General features: G+C 76.4%; 29 protein-coding genes and 1 riboswitch. Of the genes, 13 read left to right on the top strand and 16 right to left on the bottom strand.

Going from position 1 to position 26,080, the window contains the following annotated elements; all coding sequences use genetic code 11:
- Positions 1–26 precede the first annotated feature (26 nt).
- Positions 27–1,001: a class A beta-lactamase gene (bla, locus tag AB8M62_RS11255; protein WP_369069622.1), complete on the top strand. Its 975-nt coding sequence runs from the start codon at positions 27–29 to the stop codon at positions 999–1,001.
- Positions 1,002–1,007: 6 nt separating this feature from the next.
- On the opposite strand, the gene AB8M62_RS11260 is transcribed toward bla, so the two are convergent.
- The 3 genes from AB8M62_RS11260 to AB8M62_RS11270 form a co-directional block, all read right to left on the bottom strand.
- Positions 1,008–1,478, bottom strand: coding sequence for a GyrI-like domain-containing protein (locus tag AB8M62_RS11260; RefSeq protein WP_369056021.1), 471 nt, complete (start codon positions 1,476–1,478; stop codon positions 1,008–1,010).
- Complete coding sequence (locus tag AB8M62_RS11265) at positions 1,475–2,011, bottom strand: dihydrofolate reductase family protein (protein ID WP_369056022.1); 537 nt, start codon at positions 2,009–2,011, stop codon at positions 1,475–1,477. The genes AB8M62_RS11260 and AB8M62_RS11265 overlap by 4 nt, the downstream gene beginning before the upstream one ends.
- Positions 2,012–2,103: 92 nt before the next feature.
- A complete protein-coding gene (locus tag AB8M62_RS11270; protein ID WP_369056023.1) occupies positions 2,104–2,880 on the bottom strand; it encodes a TetR/AcrR family transcriptional regulator in 777 nt (258 codons plus the stop codon).
- A 92-nt stretch (positions 2,881–2,972) separates the two neighbouring features.
- On the opposite strand from AB8M62_RS11270, the gene AB8M62_RS11275 reads away from it, so the two are divergent.
- Positions 2,973–3,350, top strand: coding sequence for a VOC family protein (locus tag AB8M62_RS11275; protein WP_369056024.1), 378 nt, complete (start codon positions 2,973–2,975; stop codon positions 3,348–3,350).
- Between the two features lie 9 nt (positions 3,351–3,359).
- On the opposite strand, the gene AB8M62_RS11280 is transcribed toward AB8M62_RS11275, so the two are convergent.
- From AB8M62_RS11280 to dprE1, 3 genes are read right to left on the bottom strand one after another with little or no spacing between them, the layout of a single operon-like run.
- Positions 3,360–3,653, bottom strand: coding sequence for a hypothetical protein (locus AB8M62_RS11280; protein ID WP_369069623.1), 294 nt, complete (start codon positions 3,651–3,653; stop codon positions 3,360–3,362).
- 1 nt (position 3,654) lies between these two features.
- Entirely contained in the window at positions 3,655–4,287 is a 633-nt protein-coding gene (locus tag AB8M62_RS11285; protein WP_369069624.1) for a cyclase family protein, read from the bottom strand.
- 22 nt (positions 4,288–4,309) lie between these two features.
- Entirely contained in the window at positions 4,310–5,722 is a 1,413-nt protein-coding gene (dprE1, locus tag AB8M62_RS11290) for a decaprenylphosphoryl-beta-D-ribose oxidase (RefSeq protein ID WP_373694917.1), read from the bottom strand.
- Positions 5,723–5,829: 107 nt separating this feature from the next.
- Here dprE1 and AB8M62_RS11295 point away from each other — a divergent pair, with 107 nt between their 5' ends.
- From AB8M62_RS11295 to AB8M62_RS11305, 3 genes are read left to right on the top strand one after another with little or no spacing between them, the layout of a single operon-like run.
- Positions 5,830–7,341 carry a GGDEF domain-containing protein gene (locus tag AB8M62_RS11295; RefSeq protein WP_369069626.1) on the top strand — a complete coding sequence of 504 codons (1,512 nt, stop codon included), beginning with the start codon at positions 5,830–5,832 and terminating at the stop codon, positions 7,339–7,341.
- Positions 7,338–8,024: a deoxyribose-phosphate aldolase gene (deoC, locus tag AB8M62_RS11300; protein WP_369056028.1), complete on the top strand. Its 687-nt coding sequence runs from the start codon at positions 7,338–7,340 to the stop codon at positions 8,022–8,024. The genes AB8M62_RS11295 and deoC overlap by 4 nt, the downstream gene beginning before the upstream one ends.
- 58 nt (positions 8,025–8,082) lie before the next feature.
- The gene (locus tag AB8M62_RS11305) at positions 8,083–8,823 is read left to right on the top strand and encodes an HAD-IIA family hydrolase (protein WP_369056060.1); all 741 of its coding nucleotides are present in this window, start codon (positions 8,083–8,085) and stop codon (positions 8,821–8,823) included.
- Between the two features lie 27 nt (positions 8,824–8,850).
- On the opposite strand, the gene AB8M62_RS11310 is transcribed toward AB8M62_RS11305, so the two are convergent.
- The 6 genes from AB8M62_RS11310 to AB8M62_RS11335 form a co-directional block, all read right to left on the bottom strand.
- The gene (locus AB8M62_RS11310; RefSeq protein WP_369056029.1) at positions 8,851–9,198 is read right to left on the bottom strand and encodes a tetratricopeptide repeat protein; all 348 of its coding nucleotides are present in this window, start codon (positions 9,196–9,198) and stop codon (positions 8,851–8,853) included.
- Positions 9,199–9,256: 58 nt separating this feature from the next.
- Complete coding sequence (locus AB8M62_RS11315) at positions 9,257–9,604, bottom strand: metallopeptidase family protein (protein WP_369056061.1); 348 nt, start codon at positions 9,602–9,604, stop codon at positions 9,257–9,259.
- Between the two features lie 64 nt (positions 9,605–9,668).
- Positions 9,669–9,914, bottom strand: coding sequence for a hypothetical protein (locus AB8M62_RS11320; RefSeq protein WP_369056030.1), 246 nt, complete (start codon positions 9,912–9,914; stop codon positions 9,669–9,671).
- A gap of 56 nt (positions 9,915–9,970) precedes the next feature.
- Entirely contained in the window at positions 9,971–10,147 is a 177-nt protein-coding gene (locus AB8M62_RS11325; RefSeq protein ID WP_369056031.1) for a CstA-like transporter-associated (seleno)protein, read from the bottom strand.
- Entirely contained in the window at positions 10,144–12,324 is a 2,181-nt protein-coding gene (locus AB8M62_RS11330) for a carbon starvation CstA family protein (protein WP_373694918.1), read from the bottom strand. The genes AB8M62_RS11325 and AB8M62_RS11330 overlap by 4 nt, the downstream gene beginning before the upstream one ends.
- A 106-nt stretch (positions 12,325–12,430) precedes the next feature.
- On the bottom strand, positions 12,431–13,228 hold the full coding sequence (locus AB8M62_RS11335; protein ID WP_369056032.1) for a nitrilase-related carbon-nitrogen hydrolase: 798 nt from the start codon (positions 13,226–13,228) through the stop codon (positions 12,431–12,433).
- A 76-nt stretch (positions 13,229–13,304) separates the two neighbouring features.
- Here AB8M62_RS11335 and AB8M62_RS11340 point away from each other — a divergent pair, with 76 nt between their 5' ends.
- From AB8M62_RS11340 to AB8M62_RS11350, 3 genes are all read left to right on the top strand, one after another.
- A complete protein-coding gene (locus tag AB8M62_RS11340; RefSeq protein ID WP_369069628.1) occupies positions 13,305–15,599 on the top strand; it encodes an SDR family oxidoreductase in 2,295 nt (764 codons plus the stop codon).
- 135 nt (positions 15,600–15,734) lie between these two features.
- Positions 15,735–16,529 (top strand): lysophospholipid acyltransferase family protein, encoded by a 795-nt coding sequence (locus tag AB8M62_RS11345; RefSeq protein WP_369056034.1) that lies wholly within the window; start codon positions 15,735–15,737, stop codon positions 16,527–16,529.
- A 200-nt stretch (positions 16,530–16,729) separates the two neighbouring features.
- Positions 16,730–16,910: riboswitch (cyclic di-AMP (ydaO/yuaA leader) on the top strand.
- A gap of 1 nt (position 16,911) precedes the next feature.
- Positions 16,912–17,571, top strand: coding sequence for a LysM peptidoglycan-binding domain-containing protein (locus AB8M62_RS11350; protein ID WP_369056035.1), 660 nt, complete (start codon positions 16,912–16,914; stop codon positions 17,569–17,571).
- 75 nt (positions 17,572–17,646) lie between these two features.
- On the opposite strand, the gene AB8M62_RS11355 is transcribed toward AB8M62_RS11350, so the two are convergent.
- The 3 genes from AB8M62_RS11355 to AB8M62_RS11365 form a co-directional block, all read right to left on the bottom strand.
- Complete coding sequence (locus tag AB8M62_RS11355; RefSeq protein ID WP_369069629.1) at positions 17,647–18,840, bottom strand: Gfo/Idh/MocA family protein; 1,194 nt, start codon at positions 18,838–18,840, stop codon at positions 17,647–17,649.
- Positions 18,841–18,968: 128 nt separating this feature from the next.
- On the bottom strand, positions 18,969–19,634 hold the full coding sequence (locus tag AB8M62_RS11360) for a TrmH family RNA methyltransferase (protein WP_369069669.1): 666 nt from the start codon (positions 19,632–19,634) through the stop codon (positions 18,969–18,971).
- Positions 19,631–20,053 carry an ankyrin repeat domain-containing protein gene (locus tag AB8M62_RS11365; protein WP_369069630.1) on the bottom strand — a complete coding sequence of 141 codons (423 nt, stop codon included), beginning with the start codon at positions 20,051–20,053 and terminating at the stop codon, positions 19,631–19,633. Before AB8M62_RS11365 ends, AB8M62_RS11360 begins: the two co-directional genes overlap by 4 nt.
- A 205-nt stretch (positions 20,054–20,258) precedes the next feature.
- Here AB8M62_RS11365 and AB8M62_RS11370 point away from each other — a divergent pair, with 205 nt between their 5' ends.
- The 5 genes from AB8M62_RS11370 to AB8M62_RS11390 all read left to right on the top strand — a co-directional run bounded on the left by AB8M62_RS11370 (position 20,259) and on the right by AB8M62_RS11390 (position 25,076).
- Positions 20,259–21,047 (top strand): sugar phosphate isomerase/epimerase family protein, encoded by a 789-nt coding sequence (locus tag AB8M62_RS11370; protein WP_369069631.1) that lies wholly within the window; start codon positions 20,259–20,261, stop codon positions 21,045–21,047.
- A complete protein-coding gene (locus AB8M62_RS11375; protein ID WP_369056039.1) occupies positions 21,044–22,162 on the top strand; it encodes a Gfo/Idh/MocA family protein in 1,119 nt (372 codons plus the stop codon). Before AB8M62_RS11370 ends, AB8M62_RS11375 begins: the two co-directional genes overlap by 4 nt.
- Positions 22,163–22,281: 119 nt before the next feature.
- Positions 22,282–23,256, top strand: coding sequence for a helix-turn-helix domain-containing protein (locus tag AB8M62_RS11380; protein WP_369069633.1), 975 nt, complete (start codon positions 22,282–22,284; stop codon positions 23,254–23,256).
- Between the two features lie 162 nt (positions 23,257–23,418).
- Complete coding sequence (locus tag AB8M62_RS11385) at positions 23,419–24,174, top strand: SDR family oxidoreductase (protein ID WP_369069634.1); 756 nt, start codon at positions 23,419–23,421, stop codon at positions 24,172–24,174.
- A 50-nt stretch (positions 24,175–24,224) separates the two neighbouring features.
- Positions 24,225–25,076 (top strand): SDR family oxidoreductase, encoded by an 852-nt coding sequence (locus tag AB8M62_RS11390; protein WP_373694921.1) that lies wholly within the window; start codon positions 24,225–24,227, stop codon positions 25,074–25,076.
- Positions 25,077–25,108: 32 nt separating this feature from the next.
- Here AB8M62_RS11390 and AB8M62_RS11395 read toward each other — a convergent pair whose 3' ends face one another.
- Complete coding sequence (locus AB8M62_RS11395) at positions 25,109–26,062, bottom strand: zinc-binding dehydrogenase (RefSeq protein ID WP_369069670.1); 954 nt, start codon at positions 26,060–26,062, stop codon at positions 25,109–25,111.
- Between the last annotated feature and the right edge of the window lie 18 nt (positions 26,063–26,080).

Consider the following 26,080-nt stretch of genomic DNA (forward strand, 5'->3'; position numbering starts at 1 on the left):
GGGGGGGACCGGGCAGAGTGCGTCCCGTGCGACGTCCGCCCAGCCCCGCCGTCCCGAAGCCCGCCGCCCTGGTACCGGCCGCGCTGGTCCTCGTCCTGGCCGGGTGCGGCGCCGCGGTCCCGGACGGCGAGCCGGCGACCAGCGCGCCCGCCACGACGAGCAGCACGGCACCGGCGACCCCGCCCGCGACCCCGGACGCGACCCCGGACGACGCCGCCGCGCAGGAGCGGTTCGCGGCGCTGGAGGAGGAGTTCGACGCCCGCCTGGGCCTGTTCGCGCTCGACACCGGGTCCGGGCGCGTCCTGGCCCACCGGGCCGACGAGCGGTTCGCGTTCGCCTCGACGGTCAAGGCGCTCGCCGCCGGGGCCGTGCTGGCCGCGACGACGGACGAGGAGCTGGACGCGGTGGTGACCTGGGACGAGGCGGACCTCGTGCCCCACTCCCCCGTCACCGAGCGGCGCACCCGCGACGGCCTGCCGCTGCGCGAGGTGGCCCGGGCCGCGGTGACCGTCAGCGACAACACCGCGGCGAACGTCCTGCTGGAGCGCCTGGGCGGCCCGGCCGGCCTGGAGGCGGACCTGCGCGCGCTGGGGGACGCGACCACCGAGGTGGAGGACGTCGAACCGGCGCTCAACGACGTCGTGCCCGGGCAGGTCGCGAACACCAGCACCCCGCGGGCGCTGGCGGAGGCCCTGCGGGCGTACGCGCTGGGCGGCGCCCTCGACGACGGGGACCGCGCGCAGCTGCTGGAGTGGTTGCGCGGCAACGAGACCGGCGACGAGATGGTCCGCGCCGGCGTCCCGGACGGCTGGGTCGTCGGCGACAAGACCGGCCGGTCGGGCGACTACGGCAACCTCAACGACGTCGCCGTGGTGCACCCGCCCGGCGACCGCGCCCCGTGGGTCCTGGCCGTGCTCACCGACCGCCCCGACGTCGACGCGGAACCCGACCCCGCGCTCGTCGCCGGGGCGGCGCGGGTGGTGGTCGAGCACCTGGGCTGACGCCGGTCAGCCCGCCACGGGCTGGACCAGCTGCGTGCGCAGGAGCGCGGGGTCGACGTCCGGGCCCGGTTCGGTCAGGTACACCTCCCAGAACTCCGGTGCGGCCGTGAGCCCTCGCTCCCCCACCCACCCCCGCAGCCGCTCCCACGAGGCGCCCAGCCCGTCGTAGCCGCCGGTGTGCACGCACGTGACCGCGCGACCGCCGGGCAGCGACCCCGGCCCGACGCCCCCCGCGGCGCGCACGGGACGGTCCACCGCGAACCCCACCTCCAGGTCCCAGGCGTCGGCGGCGAGGTCGCGGTACAGGGCGTGCGCCGCGGCGACGGGCCGCGCGCCCTGCGCGCGCAACTGCTCCGCCAGCGCCGCGAACGAGGTGTCGAAGAACTCCCGCAGCGCGTCCGGGGCCACCCGCCCGCGCACCACGGCGGCCCGGGCGGGGGCGAGGACGACCAGCTGCGGCTCGCCCCCGCCGCTCACGCCGGCACCGGCCGGTACACCAGGTGCAGGGCCCCGGCCGGCAGCGCCTCGGAGGACACCAGCTCCAGCGGGACCCGGTCCAGCTCGTCGGTCCAGCGGCGCTCGCCGGAGACGACGACGGGGTCGACCAGCAGGTCCAGCTCGTCGAGCAGGCCGGCGCCGAGCAGGGAGCGGACCGTCGTCAGGCTGCCGGACATCCCGATGGTGCCGTCGGTCTCCTCGCGCACGCGGCGCACGTCGTCCAGGGAGCGCAGCACCGTGGTGCCCTCCCAGGTCGCCTCGCCCAGCGTGCTGGACAGCACGTACTTGCGGACGGGGTTGATGAACAGGCGGAAGTCGTCCTCCTCGTTGGCCGGCCAGTACTGCGCCCACTGCTCGTACAGGACGCGGCCCATGAGGTAGGCGTCGCAGCGGGAGGTGTGCCGGTCCACGGCCTGCCCCATCGCGTCGTCGAAGTAGGGGAAGTGCCAGCGGTCGGGGCGCTCGGCGGAGCCGTCGAGCGTCGTGAACAGGTTGGCGGCGATGCGTCCCACGGTGGTGCCTCCCGGTGCGGTGGTGCGGTGTCGTCGAGCGCGGTGGTGTCGTGCGGTGGTCTCGCGGGGTGGACCGGGCGCGCGGCCCGGACTCATCGGTGCCGGACGGGCCGGGCGTCCTCGACGAGCGCGGCGACGCCGTCGAGGACGCGCTCGACGCCGAAGCGGTGCGCGTGGCCGGGGTCGTGGGCGCTGCCGTGGGCGGCACCGGCGGCGGCGCCGACGCGCACGGCCCGCGGGTAGCGCGCCGGGTCCAGGACGCGCGCCAGCAGCGGGCCGGCGCGCTCCCACCACTGCTCGTCGGTGCCGTCGGCGCGCGCGGCGGCGCGGGCGGCGGCGGCGTCGCGGGCGCAGGCGCGCACGACGACGAGCAGGTGGGTCAAGCACGCGTCGACCGTCACGTCGTCCAGGCCGGTGCCGTCGAAGGCGGCCAGCTGGTGCTCGTAGGCGGCGGTCTGCCCGGGCCCCAGGGGCGGACGCAGCGTGGACACCTCCGCCAGCCACGGGTGGGCGTCGAACAGCCGGCGCTCGTCCTCGGCGAGCGCGGCCACGCGCTCGCGCCAGGGGCGGCCGGTGGTGTCCTCGCGGGGCGCGGCGGCCAGGGCGGCGTCGACGAGGAGGTCGAGCAGCTCGGCGCGGTCGGCGACGTAGGTGTAGAGCGACATCGCGCCCACGCCCAGGCGCTCGGCGACCCGGCGCATCGACAGCGCCGCCAGGCCGTGCTCGTCGGCGAGCGCGGTGGCCGCGGCGACGACGTCGTCGAGGTCCAGCGAGCGGCGCGGGCCGCGGCGGGGCACCGCGTCCGGGTCCCGCCACAGCAGGGCCAGCGTGCGGGCGGGGTCGCCGGCGCCGGTGCGGTCCGCGGTCACGGGAACATCCTGGCCCGCCGCGCGTTGACCCCTCTACGTCGTACAGCGTACGCGGTCCAGCGCGTGCGCGCGGCGCCGACCGAGGAGGTCCCGTGCACGTCACCGCCACCGCCGTCTCCCTCACCGTCGACGACCCCGCGGCGTCCAGCGCCTTCCTGCAGCGGCACTTCGGCTTCGCGGAGCAGATGGCCGCCGACGGCTTCGCCAGCCTGTCGCGCCCCGACACCGGCGCCTCCGTCGTCTACCTGCGCCGGGGGCTGGCCACCCTGCCGGCCGACCAGCGCGACGAGCGCGCGCAGGGCGTCATCGTCGCGCTCGTCGTCGACGACCTCGAGGGCGAGCTGGCCCGCCTGCAGCGCGAGGGCGTCGCCATCACCATGCCGCTGACCGTCGAGGAGTGGGGCGAGCGGGCCTTCCAGGTCCGCGACCCCAACGGCGTCGTCGTGCAGCTGGTCGACTGGAACGGCTGACCGGCGCGCTCAGGCCGTCCAGCCCAGCAGGGCCTCGCCCGCGCTGACCGCGGTGAACCAGACCAGCAGCACCACCGGCGGCACCAGCAGGAACCACCAGGCGCCCCGGCGCACCCAGCGCACGCCCAGCGCGAGCGCGGCCCACCACACCAGGCCCAGCAGCACGACCGCCCACAGGGGCGCCAGCAGGCCGGAGGCGAACACCAGCAGGCCGACGAGGAGGTGGGCGGCGACCGCGACGGCGACCGCCGCCCACCACAGCGGCCCGCGGCGGGCCGGCGGTCCCTGCGCGTCCGCCGCCACGTCAGCTCCCCCCGGTGCGCAGCAGGACGCGGGCGGGGGCGCCGTCGCAGCCCGGCAGCAGCAGCGGCAGGCACAGCAGCTCGTAGGCGCCCGGGGCGACGGCGCCCAGCTCCAGCGCCTCCACGACGACGGCGCCGGCGCCCAGCAGGACCTCGTGCACGGGCAGGGCGCCGTCGGCGTCGTCGTCGGCGTCGACGGACAGCCGGTCGACGCCGACCAGGCGCACCCCGCGCGCCAGCAGCGCCCGCGCGCCGTCCGGGGTGAGCGCCGGGCCGGGCGCGTCCCACGAGCGCGCGCCGCGCGAGCGCAGCAGCACCCGCGCCGTCCCGGCCGGCAGGCCGAGGCCCGCGACGCCGGCGGCGTCCAGGCCGCGCGGGTCCTCGCGCACGTCCACCACGACGCACGGGCCCACCAGGACCTCCAGCGGCAGGGCGTCCACGCCGCCGCCGCCGTCGAGGAGGTGCGCCGGGGCGTCCACGTGGGTGCCGCAGTGCGTCGAGCACGACAGCAGCGACACCTCCGCGACGTCGCCCGCCGCGCGCGAGAGCACCCGGCGCACGACGAGATCCGGGTCGCCGGGCCAGACCGGCGTGCGCCCGGGTACGAGCGGCACCGTCACGTCCAGCAGCGCCACCCCGGCACCCCCGCCGCTGTCCTCAGCCGGTGACGAGGTCCAGGCGGCGGGACTGGTCGGAGGCGAACGTGCGCTCGGGGTCCACGGCGTCGCGGACCTTCCGCCAGGCCGGCAGGTCCGGGTACATGCGCGCGAACCGGTCGGCCGTGGTGCGCGAGTCCTTCGCCAGGTACAGGCGGCCGCCGGCCTCCAGCACCATCTCGTCGAGGGTGTCGCACAGCTCGGCCAGGCCCTTGCGCACCGGCAGGTCCACCGCCAGCGTCCACCCCTCCTGCGGGAAGGACAGGGGCGCGTCGTTGCCCGGGCCGAAGCGCTTGAGGACGTTCAGGGCGGAGATGTGCCCGGACTCCACGATCGTCTCCATGCTGCGGCGCAGCAGGTCCGTGCGCTCGAACGGCACGACGAACTGGTACTGCAGGAACCCGTGCGGGCCGTAGGCGCGGTTCCAGTCCGCGAACAGGTCGAGCAGGTGGTAGAACTGCGTGATGTTCTGCACGACGCCCTGCTGCGTCTTCGCCTTGCGGTAGTAGAACTCGTTCAGCGCCTTGGCCGTCAGCCGGTTCAGCATCCCCGGCGGGAACAGGTCCGGGAAGCTCGCCAGCTGCGGCGCGTCGAACTTCAGCGGGTCCTTGCGCAGCTTCTTCGGCAGGTCCTCCAGCTTCGCCGAGGACCCGCGCAGCAGGAAGCCGCGGCCCATGTGCTCGCCCGTCGTGACGGAGTCGAACCACGTCTTGGAGTACGTGTAGTTCTCGTCGTTCTTCTGCAGCCGCGAGAGCATGTCGTCGAAGTCGGGGGCCTGCTCGACGTCGGCGATGAAGTACGAGGTCTCCACCCGGTCCAGACGGATGCGCGCGCGCAGCACGATGCCCGTCAGGCCCATGCCGCCCGTGGTGGCCAGGAACAGCTCGCGCTCCGGGCCGTCGGGCGTCAGGGTGCGGACCTCGCCGTCGGCGGTGAGCAGGTCCATCGACAGCACGTGCCGGGTGAAGGTGCCCTGCGTGTGGTGGTTGCCGCCGTGGATGTCCGCGCCGATCGCGCCGCCGACCGTCACCTGGCGGGTGCCCGGCAGGACCGGCACCCACAGCCCGTGCGGGACGACCGCGCGCAGCAGCGTGTCCAGCGACACCCCGGCGTCCACGTCGGCGAAGGCCCCGTCGACGTCGATGCGGTGGATGCGCGACAGGCCCGTCATGTCGACGACGAGGCCGCCGGCGTTCTGCGCCGGGTCGCCGTAGCTGCGGCCCAGGCCGCGCGCGATGACGCCGCGCGGGCCGGCCGTGCGCACGGCCTCGGCGATGACGTCCACGTCGCCCGTGCGCAGGACCGTCGCCGTCGTCGGCGCGGTGCGCCCCCAGCCCGTCAGGCGCCGGCGGGTGCTCTGCGCACCGGCCGTCGCGGTCGTGCCCGGGGTCTCGCTCGCAGTCGTGGTCGCCACCGGGAGAGCCTAACGCCGCGCCGGGGCGCTGCTCCGGACCGGTGACGGCGGCCGCCGGCGGCGCGCCCGGGCTCCAGCGGGGCGCCGGCCCTGCCGAAGGGGACCTCGTGAGCACCGACCGCGCCGGGAGCGCCGCCGCACCGGCCGCCGCACCGCGCGGGCTGCTCGCGGCCGCGGCGCTGACCGTGCTGACCGTGCCGCTGGCCGCGGTGGTCACGCCCGGGACGACGGCGGGAGCCCTCGCCTACCTGGTGCCGGTGCTGGCGGCCACGGTCCTCATGGCCGTCGCCGTCCACCGCGTGCCCCGCACCCGGCGCGGGCCGTGGCGGTGGCTGCTGGGCGCCCAGGGCCTGTACCTGCTGGGCGAGTCCCTGCTCACGGCGCTGGAGCTGCGCGGCAACGACGCGTGGCCGACCCCGGCCGACGCCGTCTACCTGCTGGCCTACCTGCCGGTGACGGTCGGCCTGCTCGGGCTGAACCGGCAGCGCGGCGGGGGCGGGCGGCGCGGCGACCTGCTCGACGCGGCCGTGCTGACCCTCAGCGCCGCCGTGCTCTTCGGCGTCTTCGTGGCCCTGCCCGCCGCCGCCGACAGCACCCAGCCGCTCCTGACCCGCCTCGTGGCGACCGTCTACCCCGTCGCGGACGTCCTGTGGATCTTCCTGCTCGCGCGGATGGTCACCGGCCCGGGCGCGCGCACCGCGGCGTTCTGGTGGCTCACGGGCGGCATCACCTGCACCGTGACCGCCGACGTGCTCATGACCTTCCAGCAGTTCGGCGACGGCGGCAGCACCACGACGCGGCTGATGAACGGGCTGTGGCAGCTGTTCTACGTCGGCAGCGCGGTCGCCGCGTGCACCGCCTCGGCGCCGACGCTGGCGGAGAAGAAGCCCGACGGCGGCGGCGGCCTGACCGTCGGGCGGCTGGTGCTGCTCGCCCTGGCGGCCGTCCTGCCCTCCGGCGTCCTCGGCGCCCTGGCCGTGACGGGGCGCCCCACGCCCACCGCGTGGCTGGCCGCGGGGTCCGTGGCGCTGGTGTGCCTGGTCGTCGCCCGCGTGCACGACCTGCTGCAGCAGGTGCGCAGCCAGGCCGTGCAGCTGGCCGCGCTGGCCCGCACCGACCCCCTCACCGGGATCGCCAACCGCCGCACGTGGGACCACGAGCTGTCCCGGGCGTGCGCGCGCGCCCGCCGCGAGGGCGGCGACCTGCACGTCGCGCTCGTCGACCTCGACCTGTTCAAGCGCTACAACGACACCCGCGGCCACCAGGCCGGCGACGAGCTGCTCAAGGCGGCCACCGCGGCCTGGTCCGAGCACCTGGGCGCCGAGGGGTTCCTCGCCCGCTGGGGCGGGGAGGAGTTCGCCGTCCTGCTGCCGTCCGCGCCCGGGCAGGACGCCGTCGCCGCCCTGGCCCGCCTGGACGGCCTGCGCGCCGTCGTGCCCGACGGGCAGACCTGCTCGGTCGGCGTCGCCCGCTGGGACGGCACCGAGGACCCCGCCGCCCTGCTGCACCGCGCCGACGAGGCCCTGTACGCCGCGAAGACGGGCGGGCGCGACCGCCTGGTCGCCGCGGACGCGCCCCTGACCGACCCGGCGGCGGGACTGGCAGACTCCCCCGCGTGAGCGCCCCCGGGTCCCCCGTCCGCACGCGCGCCGACGTCGCGCGCCTCGTCGACCACACGCTGCTCAAGCCCGAGGCCACCGCCGAGGACGTGCGCCTGCTGTGCGACGCCGCCCGCGAGCTCGGCGTCCTCGCCGTGTGCGTCTCGCCGAACATGCTGCACGCCGTCGACGGCGAGGGCCTCGTCGTCGCCACGGTGGCCGGGTTCCCCTCCGGCAAGCACACCAGCGCGGTCAAGGCCGCCGAGGCCGCCGAGGCCGTGCGCGCCGGCGCCGACGAGGTGGACGTGGTCATCGACGTCGGTGCCGCGCTGGCCGGTGACGTGGACGCCGTGCGCGCCGACATCGCCGCCGTGCGCGCCGCCGTGCCCGCCCCCGGCGTGCTCAAGGTCATCGTCGAGTCCGCCGCGCTGCCCGACGGCGTCCTGACCGACGTGTGCCGCGCGGCCGAGGAGGCCGGCGCCGACTTCGTCAAGACGTCCACCGGCTTCCACCCGGACGGCGGGGCCAGCGTCCACGCCGTGGAGGTCATGCACGCGGCCGTCGGCGGGCGCCTGGGCATCAAGGCCAGCGGCGGCATCCGCACCACGGAGGTCGCCCTCGCGCTGCTGGACGCCGGTGCCACCCGGCTCGGGCTGTCCGGGTCGGCGACGGTCCTGGCGGGTCTCGACGACGGACCGGCCTGAGGAGGCTGTGGTGAGCGAGAACGGGGCCCACGAGGGCATCGAGTGCTGGCTGACCGACATGGACGGCGTCCTCGTCCACGAGGACGCCGCGCTGCCCGGCGCGGCGGAGTTCCTGGCCCGGCTGGTGGACACCGGCCGCCGGTTCCTCGTCCTGACGAACAACTCGATCTTCACCCCGCGCGACCTCGCCGCGCGCCTGGCGCGCAGCGGCATCACGGTCCCCGAGGAGGCGATCTGGACGTCGGCGCTGGCCACGGCCGACTTCCTGGCGCGGCAGATGCCGGGCGGTTCCGCCTACGTCATCGGCGAGTCCGGCCTGACGACGGCCCTGCACGAGGCGGGGTTCACCATGACCGACCGCGACCCGGACTACGTCGTGCTCGGCGAGACGCGCACGTACTCCTTCGAGGCCATCACCCGGGGGATCCGCCTGGTCGAGGGCGGGGCGCGGTTCATCGCGACGAACCCCGACGCCACGGGCCCCTCGGCGGAGGGGTCGCTGCCCGCGACGGGGTCGGTGGCGGCGCTCATCACGCGGGCCACGGGCGCCGAGCCCTACTTCGTCGGCAAGCCGAACCCGATGATGTTCCGCTCGGCGATGAACCGCATCGAGGCGCACTCGGAGACGACCGCGATGATCGGCGACCGGATGGACACCGACGTCGTGGCCGGCATCGAGGCGGGGCTGCGCACGTTCCTGGTGCTCACCGGGTCGACGCGGCGGGAGCAGGTGGAGCGGTTCCCGTTCCGCCCCCACCGCGTCGTGGACTCGGTGCAGGACCTCGTCGCGCTGGTCTGACCGGCGCGCCGGGGCGCCGCCGCGGCGTCAGGCGCCGGCGCCCAGGACGTGCGCCATGACGCGGTGCCCGCGCGCCTCGGCGTGCCGGCTCTGCCGCTCCAGGGAGCGCGACAGCAGCAGGTGCGCGTAGCCGTCGGAGGGGCTGCGGCGCACCAGCTCGCGCGCCTGGGCCTCCGCCTTGGCGAGCATCGCGGCGCCGAAGTAGGCGCGGGCCAGCAGCTCGCGCAGGGCGCGGTCGTCGGGGTGGCGCTCCAGCAGCGGCTCCAGCGCGGAGACCGCCTCGGTGAACCGGCGCTCCTCGACGGCCCCGCGCGCCAGGTCGAAGCTGAGGGCGTCGAAGGAACCGGGGGTGCGGCCGGGGGCCTGCGTGGTCATGCCGGTGCAACGCGGGCCCGCCCGCCGGGCTTCCCCGGGCCGCGCGGACGGGCGCGGGTCAGCCCCAGCCCAGCTCGTGCAGCCGCTCGTCGTCGATGCCGAAGTGGTGGGCCACCTCGTGCACGACCGTCGTGCGCACCTCCTCGACGACCTCGTCGCGGTCGGCGCACACCGCCAGCGTGGGGTTGCGGAACACCGTGATCCGGTCGGGCAGCGACCCGGCCGCCCACCAGGAACCGCGCTCGGTGAGCGGGGTGCCCTCGTAGAGGCCCAGCAGGTCCGGCGGCAGCGGCGGCTCGGGGTCGTCGGCCACGAGGACGACGACGTTGTCCACCAGCCGCGCCAGCTCGGCGGGGATCTCGTCGAGGGCGTCGGCGACGGCGTCCTCGAACTCCTCCTCGCTCATCGCGGCGCCGTGCGGGCCGGCACCGCTCACGCGGGCACCGGCGTCCGGCGCGGGGACGGGCGGCTCAGCGGTCGGCCACCAGGACGGGCGCGCGGCCGAAGCGCAGCCGCTCCACGCTCACCGAGTCGACGGCCACGGGCGGCGCACCCGCGGCGGCCCGCCCCGCGGCCCGCTCCACGCCGCGCACGGCGAGGTCGCGGGCCGCGGCGGCGTCCGGCGCGCGCAGCGAGACGGTCTCGAAGACCGCGGCGCCGCCCAGCGCGGGCGAGGCGGGCCGGTGACCGAGCACGGTGACGCGGAAGCGAGCCATGCACGGATCGTGCCCGGCGCACCACCGGCTGTCCAGACACGGCCCTCAGGGTCGTCTCAGCAGCAGCGGGCCCCCGCGGCACCCGCGCGGGCGTCGGCGCGGCGCCGCTCGAACTCCCGGCGGGACAGCGGCCGGTGGCCGTGCTCGGCGCACCCGGCCAGGTAGGCCTCCCAGCGCGCCTCCCCGCTCACCTGGTGCAGGTACCAGCGCAGCTCGCGCAGCAGCGCCCTCACCGCACGGCCTCCTCGCGCGCGCCCGCGGCCAGCTCCCGCTTCTCCTCGGCCGTGGCCAGCAGACCGGCCGGCTCGCGCAGGCGGGAGGGCACGGCCGGCACCTCGGTGGTCGGCAGCGACCCGGCGCGCAGGGCGCGGACCACGACGACGGCCGCGTTGACGGCCACGACGACCACCAGCAGCGCGAAGACGGACTGCAGGACGCCGTTGACGGTGGAGTTGGTGATCACCTGCTGCATCTGCCCGGCGTCCTGCGCCGCGCCGAGGACCCGGCCCGCGTCGCGCGCCTCGCGGTACAGGTCGGCCTGGGCGAAGTAGCCGATGGCGGGGTTGTCGGAGAACACCTTCTGCCAGCTGGCCGTCATGGTCACCACGAGGTCCCAGGCCAGCGGGACGCCGGTCACCCAGGCGTAGCGGGCGCGGCCGTGCTTGACGAGCAGCGTCGTGGCCAGCGTCAGGGCGATGGCGGCCAGCAGCTGGTTGGCGATGCCGAACAGCGGGAACAGCTGGTTGATGCCGCCCAGCGGGTCGGTCACGCCCGCGTACAGGAAGTAGCCCCAGGCGGCGACGACGACGGCGCTGGCGACGAGGTTGCCCGGCCGCCACGACAGGTCCCCGAAGCGCTTCCACACGTTGCCGACGGTGTCCTGCAGCATGAACCGGCCCACGCGGGTGCCGGCGTCGACGGCGGTGAGGATGAACAGCGCCTCGAACATGATCGCGAAGTGGTACCAGAACGCCTGCAGGCCGCCGCCGAAGGCGCTCTCGAAGATCTGCGAGATGCCCAGGGCCAGGGTCGGCGCCCCGCCCGTGCGCGAGATCACCTCCTCCTCCACGGCCAGCGCGGTGGCGGTCAGGACCTCCGGCGGGGTGCTGATGCCGATGCCGGCCAGGAACTGCGCGGCGGACTCGGGGGTGCCGCCGGTGGCACCGGCCGGGGAGTTCATCGCGAAGTACACGCCCTGGTCGATGACCGAGGCGGCGATGAGGGCGCTGATCGCGACGAAGCTCTCCATGAGCATGCCGCCGTAGCCGATGAGGCGGACCTGCCGCTCCTTGGCGACCATCTTCGGGGTGGTGCCGGAGGCGATGAGGGCGTGGAACCCCGACAGGGCGCCGCAGGCGATGGTGATGAACACGAACGGGAACAGCGAGCCGGCGAAGACCGGGCCGTTCCCCTCGCGGGCGAAGGAGCTCACGGCGTCGTTGGCGAGCACGGGCCGCGCGATGAGCAGGCTGGCGGCCAGCAGGACGATGACGCCGATCTTCATGAACGTCGACAGGTAGTCGCGCGGGGTCAGCAGCAGCCACACCGGCAGCACCGAGGCGACGAACCCGTACGCCACCAGCGCCAGGACGAGCGTCTCCTTGCTCAGGGTCAGGCTCTCGGCCAGGCCCAGCTGCTCGACGTAGCCGCCGCCGACGATGGCCGCCAGCAGCAGGACGACGCCGATCCCGGTGGCCTCCAGCACCTTGCCGGGCCGCAGGAAGCGCAGGTAGACGCCCATGAACAGGGCGATGGGGATCGTCAGGGCGATGGAGAACACGCCCCACGGGGACTCGGCGAGGGCGTTGACGACGATGAGCGCCAGCACCGCCAGGATGATGATCATGATGGCGAACACGGCGACGAGGGCCGCGGCGCCGCCGACCGGGCCGATCTCCTCGCGCACCATCTGCCCCAGGCTCTTGCCGTCGCGGCGCATCGAGAAGAACAGGACCGTCAGGTCCTGCACGGCCCCGGCGAAGATGACGCCGACGACGATCCAGATCGTCCCGGGCAGGTAGCCCATCTGCGCCGCGAGCACGGGCCCGACGAGCGGGCCGGCGCCGGCGATGGCGGCGAAGTGGTGCCCGAACAGCACGCGCCGGTCGGTGACCTCGTAGTCGACGCCGTTGTGCAGGCGCTCGGCCGGCGTGGCGCGGGAGTCGTCGGCGCGCAGCACCCGGTAGGTGATGAACCGGGCGTAGAAGCGGTAGGCGATCGCGTAGGAGGCCAGCGCCGCGAACAGGATCCACAGCGCGCTGACCTCCTCGCCGCGCGCCAGGGCGAGCACCGTCCAGCAGGTGGCGCCGGCGAGCGCCACCAGGGTCCAGACGACGACCGAGCGCGGCGAGGGCCGCCGGCGCAGCGGTCCTGGTCCTGCCTCGTGCTCCGTGGGGGTGTGACTGGGCACCGTCCGCCTCCTCGCGGTCCGTGGGGTGGTCCGCGCCAGATGGTGGACCCGTCACGCTCGGTCGTCGAGTCGGACGCGCCGGTGAGCCTCCCCGGGGAACCGCGCCTCAGTACAGGTCGGTGCGCCGGTCGGCGAGGTAGGGGTTGGCCCGCTGCGCGGCGGCGACCCGGCGCGGGTCGACGGTGGCGCGCAGCAGGGCCTCGCCGTCGCGGGCGCTCGCCAGGACCGCGCCGGAGGGGTCGACGACGCTGCTGCGGCCCACGTAGACGAGGTCGCCCTCGGCGCCGGTGCGGTCCACGTAGGCCAGGTGCAGCTGGTTCTCCCACGCGCGCACCCGGACCAGCTCCTCGGCGACCCACGCGAACGGCTCCATCTGCGCGGTGGGCACGGCGACGAGGTGGGCGCCGGCCAGCGCGGCGGCGCGCACGGCCTCGGGGAACTCCACGTCGTAGCAGATCAGCAGCGCGACGCGGACCCGCTCGGGACCGGGCAGGTCGAACGTGGTGACCAGGCGGGCGCCGGGGGCGAAGACGCCGCGGTCCAGCTCGCCGAACAGGTGGGCCTTGCGGTGCCGGGCCAGGACCTCGCCGTCGGCGCCGACGGCCAGGGCGGTGTTCCAGCAGGCGCCGCCGTCGAGCTCGGGCAGGCCGGCGACCACGGCCAGGCGGTGGCGGCGGGCGACCTCGGCGACCCGCTCGGCCAGCGGCAGCGCGGCCAGGCGGTGCACCGCCTCCCGGCCCACGGCGTACCCGGTGAGGACCATCTCGGGGGTGACGAGCAGGTCCGCCCCGCCGGCGGCGGCCTCCGCGGCCGCGGCGTCGAGCGCGGCGAGGTTCGCCTCCACCACCGCGGGGTCCCCCGGCTCCCCGGCCGCCCCCGCCGTCTGCCAGCACGCCAGCTCCACGCGGGCAGGGTAGGACGCCGGGTCCGCGGGCGGTCGGCGTTCGGGCCGGGGACCGCGGTCGTGGCAGGATCGCCCGGTGCGATTGGCTGACCAGCTCGACGGCAAGCGGCTCCTGCTGACCGGTGTCACCGGCTTCATCGGTGAGGCGCTGGTGCAACGGCTGCTGGTGGACCTGCCGGGGACCCGCGTGGTGGTGCTCGTGCGCCCCAAGCCCGGTCAGAGCGGTGAGGACCGCGTGCGCTCCCTGCTGCGCAAGCCGATCTTCGCGGCCGCCGGGGACGTCGACGACCTGCTGAAGACGCGGGTGGAGGTCCTCGAGGGCGACCTGGCCTCGGTGCCGGAGTTCCCCACCGACGTCGACGTCGTCGTGCACTGCGCGGGCGACGTCTCCTTCGACCCGCTCATCCAGGACGCGTTCACCACCAACGTGCTGGGCACGCAGGCGATGGTCGACCGCACGCTGGAGGCCGCGGCCGCCTCGGGCCGCCCCGTGCACTACGTGCACGTGTCGACGGCCTACGTGGGCGGGCGCCGCCGCGGCGCCGTCCCCGAGCGCGCCGTCGAGCACGAGGTGGACTGGCGCAAGGAGACCACCGCCGGGCTGCAGCTGGCCGCCCGCGTCGAGGAGGACTCGCGCCTGGAGCCGCGGCTGCGCGAGTTCCTGCGCGCCGCCGAGCGCGACCACGGCCGCGCCGGGCCGCTGAGCGTGGCCGCCGGCGCCGAGGAGCGGCGCGTGCGCTGGGTCGTGGAGCAGCAGAAGGCCGCGGGCAAGGAGCGCGCCCGCACCCTGGGCTGGACGGACTGCTACACGTTCACCAAGGCGATGGGCGAGCGCCTCGTGGAGGAGGTCGCGGCCCCCGTCGTCCCCACGACGATCCTGCGCCCCAGCATCGTCGAGTCGGCCCTGCAGCACCCGCACCCGGGGTGGATCGAGGGCTTCAAGATGGCCGAGCCGATCATCCTGGCCTACGGCAAGGGCGAGCTGACCGAGTTCCCGGCGGCCCCCGACTCCGTGCTCGACGTCGTGCCGATCGACCACGTCGTCAACGCGATCATCGCCGCCTCGGCCGCACCGCCGCCGCTGTCGCAGCCGGCGTACTACCACGTGTCCTCGGGCAACCGGAACCCCATCACCTTCCGCGGCCTGTACACCCACGTGCGCAACTACTTCGTCCAGCACCCCTTCGACTCCTCCCCCGAGGTCATGCCGACGTGGCAGTTCCCCGGGGTCGGCAAGGTCGAGCGCAAGGTCCGCGCCGGCGAGCTGCTGACGGCCGCCGGGGAGCGGGCGCTGGCGCTGGCGCCGCGCTCGGAGCGGGTGCGGCAGGTCTCCCGCAAGATCGACGGCACCCGCCGCCAGGTGGAGTTCGCCCGCCGCTACATGGACCTGTACAAGGCGTACACCGAGGCGGAGCTGCGCTTCGTCGACGACAACACCCTGGCCCTGCACCGGTCGCTGGACCCCGCCGACGTCGAGGAGTTCGGCTTCGACACCTCCGTCATCGACTGGAAGCGGTACTGGGAGGACACCCACTGCCCCAGCGTCACCGGGCAGATGCGCAAGTACGAGCAGATCCGCGCCCGCCGCAAGGCCGCCGAGCGCTCCGGCCCGCGCGACCTGGTGCCCGCCGCCCCCGGCGGCCCGCCCGTCCTGGCGGTCTTCGACCTCGCCGGCACCCTGCTGCCGGGCACCGTCGTGGACACCTACCTGGAGCTGCGCCTGTCCGGGCTGGGCGCGCCCGCGCGGGTGGCCGAGTTCGGGCGCGTGGTGCGCAACCTGCCCGGCTGGATCGCCGCCGAGCGCAAGGACCGCGGCAGCTTCCTGCGCTCGCTGTTCCGCGGCTACGCCGGGGTCGACCTCGACGTGCTCGAGCGCTTCGTCGACGACGTGCACGGGCCCAAGCTGCTGCACCGCGTCAGCTCCGAGGCCCTCAAGCGCATCCAGGCCCACCGCGACGCCGGCCACCGCACCGTCCTCATGACCGGCGACGTGCGCACCGTGACGCGGCCGCTGTCCGGGCTGTTCGACGAGGTCGTGTGCACCGAGCTGGAGGAGGAGGTCGGCGCCGACGGCGTGCGCCGCGCCACCGGCTTCCTGACCTCCCCGCCGCTGGTGGGCGAGGCGCGCGCGGCCTGGCTGCGCCGCTACGCCGAGGTCGAGGGCGCGGACCTGGCGGCCTCCTACGCCTACGCCGACTCCCACTCCGACCTGCCGCTGCTGAAGGTCGTCGGCAACCCGACGGCCGTCTCCCCCGACGTCCCGCTGTTCCGGGTCGCGCGGGCCTCGCGCTGGCCGGTGGCGGACTGGGCGGCCACCTCGCCGACGCTGCGGCTGCGCGTGCCGCAGCAGGTGCTCGCCGGCACCGACTGACCGGCACCGACTGACCGGCACCGGCTGACCGGCGCGCCCGTCCGGGGGCGGTGCCCGCCGGTCGTGGGAGGATGCGCGGGTGCTGCCGTCACCGTTGCTGAACGCGCCCGGCACCGCGCGCGAGGAGGTCCGTCGATGACGACGCTCACGACCACGCTGATGGCCGCCGGCGGGCGGCGGCGGGTGCTGCCCGCGCTGCGCGGCAGGCTCCCCGGCCGCGGTGCGGCCGCCCCCGGAGGCGCCCCGGGCGGCCCCGGCGGGGACGACCAGCACCGCGTGCACCGCAACGACTGGGTGCGCTCGGGCCCGGCCACGGCCGTGCGCTCGGCGCTGCAGCGCGCCGTGCTGCACCCCCTGCTGACGGCCGAGCTGCGCCTGGAGGTCCACGGCGCCGAGCGCCTGGACGCCATCGGCGGGCCCGCGGTCCTCGTGGCGAACCACTCCTCGCACCTGGACGCGCCCGTCATCCTCGACGCCCTGGGCCCGCGCCGGCGCCGGCGGGTGGCCGTGGCGGCGGCCGCGGACTACTTCTTCGACGTGTGGTGGCGCGCGGCCCCCTCGGGGCTGGTCATCGGCACCTTCCCGCTGGAGCGGCGCGGCGGCCGCGGTGCCCAGGCCTCCTCGAAGCTGCTCGCCGACGGCTGGAGCCTGGTGATCTTCGCCGAGGGCGGGCGCAGCTACACCGGCGAGATGCGCCCGTTCAAGAAGGGCGCGGCCTACCTGGCGCTGGAGGCCGGGGTGCCCGTCGTGCCGGTCGCGCTGCGCGGCACGTACGAGGCGATGCCCCCCAAGCAGAACTGGCCCTCGAAGGGGCGCCCGCGGGTGTCGGTGACCTTCGGCGAGCCCCTGCGCGGGCGCCCGGGCGAGCGCGCGGGGGACTTCACCCCGCGCATCGAGGAGGCCGTGGCCAAGCTGCTCGCCAACAGCTGAGCGGCCGCCGCGCGGCCCCGCCGGGGCCTCGCGCTGCGTGAGATGCACCACACGCACCGCCCCCGCGCTGCGCCGTCCGCGCCGTGGACGGGCCCGCAGGTCACGATCGGGCCACGGGGAGGTGTACGGGAGCGCTCGGGCTTGTTACCGTCGCTCCGCTCCCGAGGCGATCGGGGGCACGGCCGCGGACACGCCGAGTCCTGCCCACCGCGCCGGTTCACGATCTCCGACGGGCAGGAGCGGGGGACCCATGGTTCCTCGGACGACCGGCCGGCACCGCCGGACGGGAGTCCTCGGGGTGAAGCCGCCCACGGGCGGCCGGGTCAACCACCTTCGACCCGAACCCGACAGCTCACCTCGCAGGCGTTGGAGGTAGACAGCCATGCCCGCGACCCGTCGCACCCCCGCACGCCCCCGCACCCTGCGCCGCGCCCTGCTGGCCGCGGCCGCCGCCGGTGCGGCCGGTGCCGCCCTCGTCGGCCCCGTCTCCTCCGCCTCGGCCGCGCCCGAGTCCGAGTGGGACCGCCTGGCCGTCTGCGAGTCCGGCGGCAACTGGGCCATCAACACCGGCAACGGCTACCACGGCGGCCTGCAGTTCAGCCCCCGCACGTGGTCCGGCTTCGGCGGCGGGCAGTTCGCCCGCTACGCCTACCAGGCCACCCGCGAGCAGCAGATCGTCGTCGCCGAGCGCGTCCTGGCCAAGCAGGGCTGGCGCGCCTGGCCCTCCTGCTCGCGCAAGCTGGGCCTGCGCGGCGCGGCCGACCCCGTGGGCGCCGAGCAGCGCCTGCTGAACCCGGCTCCGCCGGCGCCGGTGTGGGAGTCCGCCCCCGCCCCGATCCCCGCGGCGGCGCCCGCCGAGGCCGCCCCCGCCGCGGCCCCCGGTGGCCGCACGGCCGTCGTCGCCCCCGGCGACACCCTGTACCGCATCGCGGCCCGCAACGGCGTGGCCGGCGGCTGGGCGGCCCTGTACGACGCCAACCGCGGCACCATCGGCGCCAACCCCGCGCACATCCGCGTCGGGCAGGTGCTCGTCCTCCCCTGAGGGACCCCTGAGGGCTGAGCGCCCCCCGCCACGCACGAGGCCCCGGACGCGACGCGTCCGGGGCCTCGTGCGCGCTCAGCGGCGGGCGGGCGGCTCGCCGTGGTCGGGCACCGGCAGGCGCTCGCCGCCGCGGCGCATCGACTCGTGGGCGACGATGCCCGGCAGCGTGAAGCGGGCCGCGACCCACGCGTTGACCGGCGGCAGCGTCCCGTCGGTCACCGAGCGGACGAAGTCGTCGGCGAGGAAGTGGTGGCTGCCCTCGTGGCCGTTGCGCGCGCCCTCGAACTCCGCGGGCAGGCGGCTGCGGTCGTGCACGGGCGCGCACCCGGAGGTGAACGCCGCGCGCAGCGCCGGGGAGACCTCCGCCAGGGCCGGGTCGTCGGCGGAGCCGGAGCGGGCGTGCAGGTGGTCGGTGACGTCGTGCACCTGCTCCTTGTCCTGCCAGACGCTGCTGCGGGCGGTCTGCTCGAAGCTGGCCTCGGTGCCGAAGAAGCTGAAGCGCGACTCCTTCAGGTGCGAGGGGTAGCCGACGCGGCGGAACTCGTTGGTGCGCATCGCGCCGCCACCGGCCAGCTCGAACAGCGCCGTCGCGTTGGACACGTCGTTGTCCCACATGCTCACCGAGCGGTCGAAGACGCCGTCGCCGCGCCGGTCGGGGGTGCCGATGCAGCTGACGCTCGTGGCGCGCGTGGGCAGGGCGCCCAGGACCCCGCCGACGGCGTGGGTGGGGTAGAGCATGGGCGGGTAGCTGGCGGTCGCCTTCCACCCCTCGCCGCCGGAGTAGCGGTAGGCGTCGTAGAAGCCCAGGTCCATGTCGTGGACGTAGTCGCCCTCGGCGTAGAAGACGTCGCCGAGCTCGGCCAGGCGCTGGCGCACGTAGACGACGGCCGGGTTGTAGTAGCTGGTCTCGCCCATCATGTAGACGAGGCCGGTGCGCTCGACGCGCTCGACGACCGCGGCGACCTCCTCGGCCGTGATCGCCATGGGGACCGCGGAGTAGACGTGCTTGCCGGCGTCCAGGGCCGCGGCCACGAGCGGCCCGTGCGTCCAGCGCTGGGTGAAGACCGCCACCGCGTCGACGTCGGAGGCCAGGACGTCCTCGACCGAGGGCAGGGTGCCGGCCAGTCCCTGCTCGGCCACGAGCGCCTCGGCGCGCTCGGGCAGGAGGTCGGTGACGTGGATGTCGCCGACGCCGGGGTGCAGGGACCAGAGCTTGGTGAAGGACCCGGCGAACTGGCCGGCGCCGATGACGGCGAGGCTGAAGGTCATGTCAGGGAGGGCTCTCTCGTCGTCGAGCAGGACTCCCGAGTTCTACGCCGGAACCTCTCGGGCCGTCAAGGACCGTCTCGCGCGCGACGGTACGGCGCCTCGTCGCCGCTCGTGTTCCACCGCGGAAGTCAGGCGGGCGGGTGCGGGACCTGGCCGAAGACGTGCCGGCGCACCCAGGCGTGGACCGCGACGGCGGCCGCGGCGCCCACGTTGATCGACCGCGTCGAACCGTACTGGCCGATCGCGAGCACCGCGCGGCAGCGCGCGAGCGCCTCCGGGCTCAGGCCCGGCCCCTCCTGCCCGAACAGCAGGACGCACCCGCGGGGCAGGTCGTACGTCTCCAGCGGCACCGAGCCCTCGACGTTGTCCACGCCCACCAGGGGCAGGTCCCGCTCGGCGGCCCACGCGGCCAGCGCCTCCGCGCCCGGGTGGTGGTGCACCGACAGGTACCGGTCGGTGACCATCGCACCGCGCCGGTTCCAGCGCTTCGCGCCGACCACGTGCACGCCGGCGACGTTCGCCGCGTTGGCCGTGCGCACGATCGAGCCGATGTTCGCGTCGTGCTGGTGGTTCTCCACCGCCACGTGCAGGGGGTGCCGGCGGGTGTCGAGGTCGGCGACGACGGCCTCGTTGGACCAGTAGCGGTAGCGGTCCACGACGTTGCGGCGGTCGCCGTCGCGCAGCAGCTCGGGGTCGTAGCGCGGGTCGTCCGGCCACGGGCCCTCCCACGGGCCGACGCCCACGACGCGCTCGTCGGGGTGCTCGTCGGGGCGCCGGCCGTCCGCGGTGCTCAGGAGCTCGGGCGGCCGTCGGGAGCGGGACCGCCGCCGCGCAGCAGCTGCGCCATCTCCGGCAGGTCGAACACCTGCGCGACGGCCAGGCCGGACTGCCGGCCCAGCGCCGGGTCCGCACCCGCGGCCAGCAGCAGCTCGACGACCCCGCGCGCCTGCCGGAACACCGCCGCCCCCAGCGCGGTCTGCCCCTTGTCGTTGACCCGGGCGTGGTCGGCGCCGCGCTCCAGCAGCGCCCGCACGGTGTCCTCGTGCACGTGGTAGGCGGCCAGCAGCAGCAGGGTGTCCCCCACCGAGTTCGTCAGGTCCACCGGCACGCCCGCGTCCACGCGCGCGGTCAGCTCCGCGGTCGCGCCCTCGCGGGCCAGGTCGAAGGTCTCCTGCAGGAACCGCAGCTCCTCGTCGGTCAGCGCCTCGGGCACGCGGTGAGCTTAGGCGGTACCGCCGGGCGCGGCTCCCGGACGGCCCTCCGCCGGGGGCCACCTGTGAGTCCGGCCGGGCCCCTGGCGCGCCGGAGACGGCTGCCCGTACCGTTGCTGAACCGGTTCGGGTCAGCGTCGCCGCCGGCGGCGCGGGCACCCGGGCGGTGCCGCAGCGGGACGTTCCCGCGGGACGTGAGAGGACGACGTGACGCAGACCATCGACCCCGGGCGCATCTCCGTGCAGCTGTACACGCTGCGCGACGCGCTGGACGCGGACGCCGACGCGACGCTGGGACGGCTGGCCGCCGTCGGCTTCACCCAGGTGGAGCCGTTCGGGTTGGCCGAGCGCGCGGAGCAGCTGGCCCCGCTGCTGGCGAAGCACGGGCTGAGCGCCCCCAGCGCCCACACCTCCCTCGTCGCCGGGGCCTCCCCCGTCGACCTCGACGCCACCTTCGCCGCGGCCGCGGCCACCGGCACCGGTCTCGTCATCGAGCCGTTCGTCGACCCGGCGCGCTGGACGACCGCCGAGGACGTGGCCGCCGTGGCCGCCGAGCTGAACGCCGCCGCCGCGCGCGCCGCCGACGCCGGCCTGCGCGTGGGCTACCACAACCACTGGTTCGAGCTGGAGAACCTCATCGGCGGGCGCACCGCCCTGGAGGTCCTGGCCGACTCCCTCGACGACGCCGTCGTCCTGGAGGTCGACACCTACTGGGCGCACGTCGGCGGGGTCGCGGACGTACCCGCCCTGCTGCGCCGCCTGGGCACCCGCGTGGCCGCCGTGCACCTGAAGGACGGCGACGGCACCCGCGACACGAAGAACCAGGTCGCCCTCGGCACCGGCAGCGTCGACGTCGCCGGCATCCTCGCCGCCGCCACCTCCCCCGAGGTGGACGTCGAGCTGGGCGTCGTCGAGCTCGACGACTCCTCCGGCGACCTCGAGCAGGCCGTCGCCGCCGGGTACGCCTACCTCACCGGCGGGCAGGTGCAGGCGTGAGCGCTCCCGAGCCCCGCACCGGTCCCGTCGGCATCGGCGTCATCGGCGCCGGCGTCATCTCCGGCACCTACCTGGAGAACCTCACGTCCTTCCCGGACGTGCAGGTGCACGCGATCGGCGACCTGTTCCCCGAGGCGGCCGCCAAGCGCGCCGCCGAGCACGGCGTGCCCTCGCACGGCGGCATCGACACCGTGCTGCAGCACCCCGACGTGGAGATCGTCGTCAACCTGACGATCCCGCAGGCGCACGTCGAGGTGTCCTCGGCGGCCATCGCCGCCGGCAAGCACGTGTGGAGCGAGAAGCCGCTGACGCTGGACCGCGCGGGCGGCGAGACGCTGCTGGCGCAGGCCGCCGCCGCCGGGGTGCGCCTGGGCTGCGCGCCCGACACCTTCCTGGGTTCCGGGCTGCAGGAGTCCCTCGCGGCGATCCGCCGCGGCGACATCGGCGTGCCCCTGTCGGCGCTGACGCTCATGCAGCAGCCCGGCCCCGAGGCGTGGCACCCGAACCCCGCGTTCCTGTTCCAGCGCGGCGCGGGCCCGCTGTTCGACATCGGTCCCTACTACGTCACCGCGCTGGTGCAGGCGTTCGGGCCCGTGGCCTCCGTCGCCGCGCTCGGCTCGAAGGCGCAGGAGAACCGCGTCATCGGCTCCGGCCCGAAGGCCGGGGAGTCGTTCGAGGTGACCGTGCCCACGCACGTCAGCGTCCTGACGCAGTTCCGCAGCGGGCAGAGCGCCAACAGCACCTACAGCTTCGACTCGCAGCTGCAGCGGCAGGGCTTCGTGGAGATCAGCGGCACCGAGGCGACCCTGCAGGTGCCGGACCCGAACAACTTCGACGGGGACGTGCGCATCACGCGCCGCGGCTCGGAGGAGTGGGAGCTGCTGACGAGCACGAAGGCCCGCTCCACGCGCGGCACCGGCGTGCTGGAGATGGCGCGCGCGCTGCGCGAGGGCCGCCCGCACCGCGTGCAGGGCGCGCTGGCCCACCACGTCGTCGACGTCCTGGAGTCGGTCGACGAGTCGATCCGCGAGCGCCGGTTCGTCGACGTGGCCAGCACCGTCGAGGCGGCCGAGCTGCTGCCGGCGGACTGGGACCCGACGGCCCGCACCGTCTGACCCGCGCCCCACGGGGCCGACCGCGACGGGGCGGTACCGCGGTGACGCGGTACCGCCCCGTCGTGCGTCGCGGCGGTGCACCATCGTCGGGACGCGCCGGACGGGGGAGGTGGTCGGCCGTGGACACCGGGACGGTCGCCGGCCGGGCGGGCCCCGGCCTGGACCCCGCCAGCCTCGAGGCGTGGCGCGCGCTGCCCGCCCAGCGCGCGATCACCAGCAGCCCGGCGTCCTGGCGCTCGGTGCTCGTGCGCCGCTACCGCGAGCCGGAGGCCGCCGAGGAGTTCACCACCGCCGCCTCCGGCGACCTCCTGCTGGTCGTGCAGGAGGCGGGCCGCTACCGCCTCGAGAGCCGGCGCGCGGGCCGCTGGGCCGGCGCGGACTACGTGCCCGGCTCGATGGGCCTGACCGCGCCGGGCGCCCGGTCGGTCCTGCGGTGGAGGCCCCTGGAGGGCGCCGGCCCGCCCGGGGCGCAGGTCGCGACCACGCTGCAGGTGCACCTCGCCGCCGGGCTCGTCGCCGAGACCGCCCGGGCCCTGGGACGCCCGTGGGAACCCGGCGCGGGCACCGGCGCGCTGGAGCTGCACGCCCCGGGCGCGCTCGCCACGGCCCGGGCCCTGGGGGTCGCCGCCCGCGAGGGGGCGCCGCGGCTGGCCGCGGACGCCCTGGCCGAGGCGCTGGCGGCGCAGCTGCTCGCGGCGGTGGGGGGCCGGGCGAGGACGGCGGCCGCCGCGGCCGCGGCCGACCGGACGGGGCGGCGCCGCACGCGGCCCCTGGGCGCGGCGCAGGTGCGCCGGGTGGTCGAGCACCTGCACGCCCACCTCGCCGAGCCGGTCGGGCTGGCCGAGTGCGCCGCGCTGGTGGGCTGCTCGCGCGCGCACTTCCTGCGGGCCTTCACCGCGGCCACCGGTACCACGCCGCACCGCTACCTCGTCGGGCTGCGCCTGGACCGGGCGGCGCACCTGCTGCGCACCACCGGCACCAGCGTGCTCGACGTCGCCGTCGCCTGCGGCTGGGCCGGCACCAGCCACTTCGCCGAGGCGTTCGCCCGCCGGCACGGCTGCACCCCGACCGCCTACCGGCGCGCCCACGGCTGAACCCGGCCGGCCACCGTCCCCGGCCGCGCACTCGCGGGGGCGCGGACCGCGCACGGTGCGGGACGACCCCGGGCCCGCGCGCCGGTGACCATCGGCGCGGGAGCGCCCGGCGACCACCTGGAACGACCAGGAGCGTCCGGGAGCCCCGTGCGGAGGAGCGGGATGAGCACGACGAGCAGCGCGCCCGGTGGCGCGCGCCGGGTCGCGGTCGTCACGGGCGCCTCGGGCGGCATCGGCCGCGCCGTCGCCCGGCGGCTGGCCGCCGACGGGCAGGCGGTCCTCGTCCACTACGCGGGCAACCCCGGCCGGGCGCACGAGGTCGTCGAGGAGGTGCGGTCCGCGGGCGGGTCAGCCGTGTCGGCCGGCGCCGACGTGGCCGACGAGCAGCAGGTGCGGGCCCTGTTCGACACCGCCGAGGAGGCCTTCGGCGGCGTCGACGTCGTGGTGAACACGGCGGGGGTGATGCGCCTGGCGCCGCTGGCGCGGGCAGACCTCGACGAGGTCGACGCCATGGTCCGCACCAACCTGCGCGGGGCGCTCGTCGTGTCCGCCGAGGCCGTGCGGCGGCTGCGGGAGGGCGGGGCCCTGGTGAACTTCTCCACCAGCGTGACCCGCCTGTCGCTGCCCACCTACGGCGCGTACGTGGCGACGAAGGCGGCGGTGGAGGCGATGACCCTCGTGCTGGCCAAGGAGCTGGCGGGGCGCGACGTCACCGCGAACACCGTGGCGCCCGGCCCGACCGCCACGCCGCTGTTCCTGGACGGCAAGGACGAGGAGACGATCGCCCGGATGGCGGCGATGAACCCGCGCGGCAGGCTCGGCGAGCCCGACGACGTCGCCGAGGTCGTCTCGTTCCTGGCCGGCCCGGGCCGCTGGGTCAACGGGCAGGTCCTGTTCGCCAACGGGGGCATGGCGTGAGCGGCGGGAGCGTCGTCCTCGTCTCGGGGGCCTCCAGCGGTTTCGGCGCGATGACCGTGCGGGCGCTCGCGGGCGCGGGGCACACCGTGTTCGCGGGGATCCGCGCGACCGCGGGGCGCAACGCCGCGGCCGTGGCCGAGCTGGAGGAGCACGCCCGCGAGCACGGCGTCCGGCTGCGGGCCGTGGAGCTGGACGTGGGCGAGCAGGCCGGTGTCGACGCGGCCGTCGCGCAGGTGCTCGCCGACGCGGGGAGGATCGACGTCCTCGTGCACAACGCCGGGCACATGGTCCTCGGGCCCGCGGAGGCGTTCACCCCCGAGCAGCTGCACGAGGTGTTCGACGTCAACGCCGTCTCCACCCAGCGCCTGAACCGGGCGGTCCTGCCGCACCTGCGGGCGCGGCGCGAGGGGCTGGTGGTGTGGATCGGCTCGACGAGCACCCGCGGCGGCACCCCGCCGTACCTGGCGCCGTACTTCGCCGCCAAGGCCGCCGAGGACTCCCTGGCCGTCTCGTACGCGGCCGAGCTGGCGCCCTTCGGCGTGGAGACGACCATCGTGGTGCCGGGGTCGTTCACCACGGGCACGAACCACTTCGCCCACGCCGGCGCGCCGGCCGACCGCGAGCGGGCGCTGGCCTACGAGACCGAGCACGCCGGGCTGGTGGAGCGGGTCGCGGGCGCGCTCGCCGACCTGGCCCCGCCGGACGCCGACCCGCAGGAGGTCGCCCGCAGGGTGGTCGACGTGGTCGGTGCGCCGCGGGGGTCGCGGCCGTTCCGGGTGCACGTCGACCCGGCCGACGACGGCGCCGAGCGCGTCAACGCGCTCGGCGACCGCGTGCGCGAGGAGTTCTACCGCCGCACCGGGCTGGCGGACCTGCTGTCGGTGCGAACGGACGGCGGCTGAGCGGGCGCGGGTCGGCGTCGGGGCACCAGCAGTCAGGGCACCAGCACGAGGCGTGCCGCGGCGGCCCCGGCGGCCTGGCGGGCCCAGGCGGTCGCCGCGTCCGCCAGCGGCACCGCCTCGTGCGGGACGGACAGCTCGCCGCGCGCGGACAGCGCCGCGACCCGCTCGACGGCCGCCGAGCGCTCGGCGCCCGTCAGCTCCAGGTTCGTCCAGCCCAGCACGCGCAGAGACCGCCCGCGCAGGACGCCGGACTCCAGCTCCGCGGTGGGCGCCGCGGAGGAACCCAGGTTCACCAGGCGCCCGCCCGGGGCCAGCGCGCGGCAGGCGGCCACCGCGGCCGGGCCGAACAGCGTGTCGACGACGAGGTCGACGTCCCCGCCGGCGGTCTCGCGGAACCGGCGCGCCAGCTCGTCCACCTCGCCCGTGTCGAGGGCGACGACGGCGTCGGCGCCCGCGGCCCGCGCGCGCTCGCGCGCCCCGGCCGAGCGGGCCGCGGCCACGACCCGGCCCGCCCCGGCGAGGCGCGCCAGCTGCACGGCCGCCTGGCCGACGGTCCCGCCCGCGCCCAGCACGAGCACCCGCTCCCCCGCCGCCAGCTCGCCCCGCCGGTGCAGGGCCGCGGAGGCCGCCACCGCCGACAGCCCCAGCGCCGCCACCCGCACCGGGTCCGCGCCGTCGGGCAGGTCGACGAGGTCGTCGCGCGCGACCGCCGCGCGTTCGGCCATGCTGCCGTCGCCGGGCGCGGTGCCGGCGGGGGTGGGGAACCAGACGGTGCGCCCGTCGACGCGGCCCACGCCCTGCACGCCCGGCACGTACGGGACGGCGGGCACGCCGAGGTAGGAGGTGCCCGAGGCGCACAGCAGGTCCAGCGGCGTCACGGGCGCGGCCAGCACCTCCACGAGGACCTGGCCGGGCCCGGGCACCGGGTCCGGGTGCTCCAGCGCGTCGGGCGCCTGCCCGGGCGCGCGCAGGACGGCGGCGCGCATCACGCGGTACCTCCTCGG

The organism is Kineococcus terrestris (assembly GCF_041020755.1).
In the GTDB taxonomy this organism is placed as follows: Bacteria; Actinomycetota; Actinomycetes; order Actinomycetales; family Kineococcaceae; genus Kineococcus; species Kineococcus terrestris.

Excerpts from the sequence above, each read along its gene's own strand:
- AB8M62_RS11305 (WP_369056060.1), top strand. The coding sequence starts at position 8,083 with ATGGACGGCGTCCTCGTCCACGAGGACGCCGCGCTGCCCGGCGCGGCG.
- AB8M62_RS11310 (WP_369056029.1), bottom strand. The coding sequence starts at position 9,198 with ATGACCACGCAGGCCCCCGGCCGCACCCCCGGTTCCTTCGACGCCCTC.
- AB8M62_RS11315 (WP_369056061.1), bottom strand. The coding sequence starts at position 9,604 with ATGAGCGAGGAGGAGTTCGAGGACGCCGTCGCCGACGCCCTCGACGAG.
- AB8M62_RS11320 (WP_369056030.1), bottom strand. The coding sequence starts at position 9,914 with ATGGCTCGCTTCCGCGTCACCGTGCTCGGTCACCGGCCCGCCTCGCCC.
- AB8M62_RS11345 (WP_369056034.1), top strand. The coding sequence starts at position 15,735 with ATGACGACGCTCACGACCACGCTGATGGCCGCCGGCGGGCGGCGGCGG.
- AB8M62_RS11350 (WP_369056035.1), top strand. The coding sequence starts at position 16,912 with ATGCCCGCGACCCGTCGCACCCCCGCACGCCCCCGCACCCTGCGCCGC.
- AB8M62_RS11355 (WP_369069629.1), bottom strand. The coding sequence starts at position 18,840 with ATGACCTTCAGCCTCGCCGTCATCGGCGCCGGCCAGTTCGCCGGGTCC.
- AB8M62_RS11385 (WP_369069634.1), top strand. The coding sequence starts at position 23,419 with ATGAGCACGACGAGCAGCGCGCCCGGTGGCGCGCGCCGGGTCGCGGTC.
- AB8M62_RS11390 (WP_373694921.1), top strand. The coding sequence starts at position 24,225 with ATGACCGTGCGGGCGCTCGCGGGCGCGGGGCACACCGTGTTCGCGGGG.
- AB8M62_RS11395 (WP_369069670.1), bottom strand. The coding sequence starts at position 26,062 with ATGCGCGCCGCCGTCCTGCGCGCGCCCGGGCAGGCGCCCGACGCGCTG.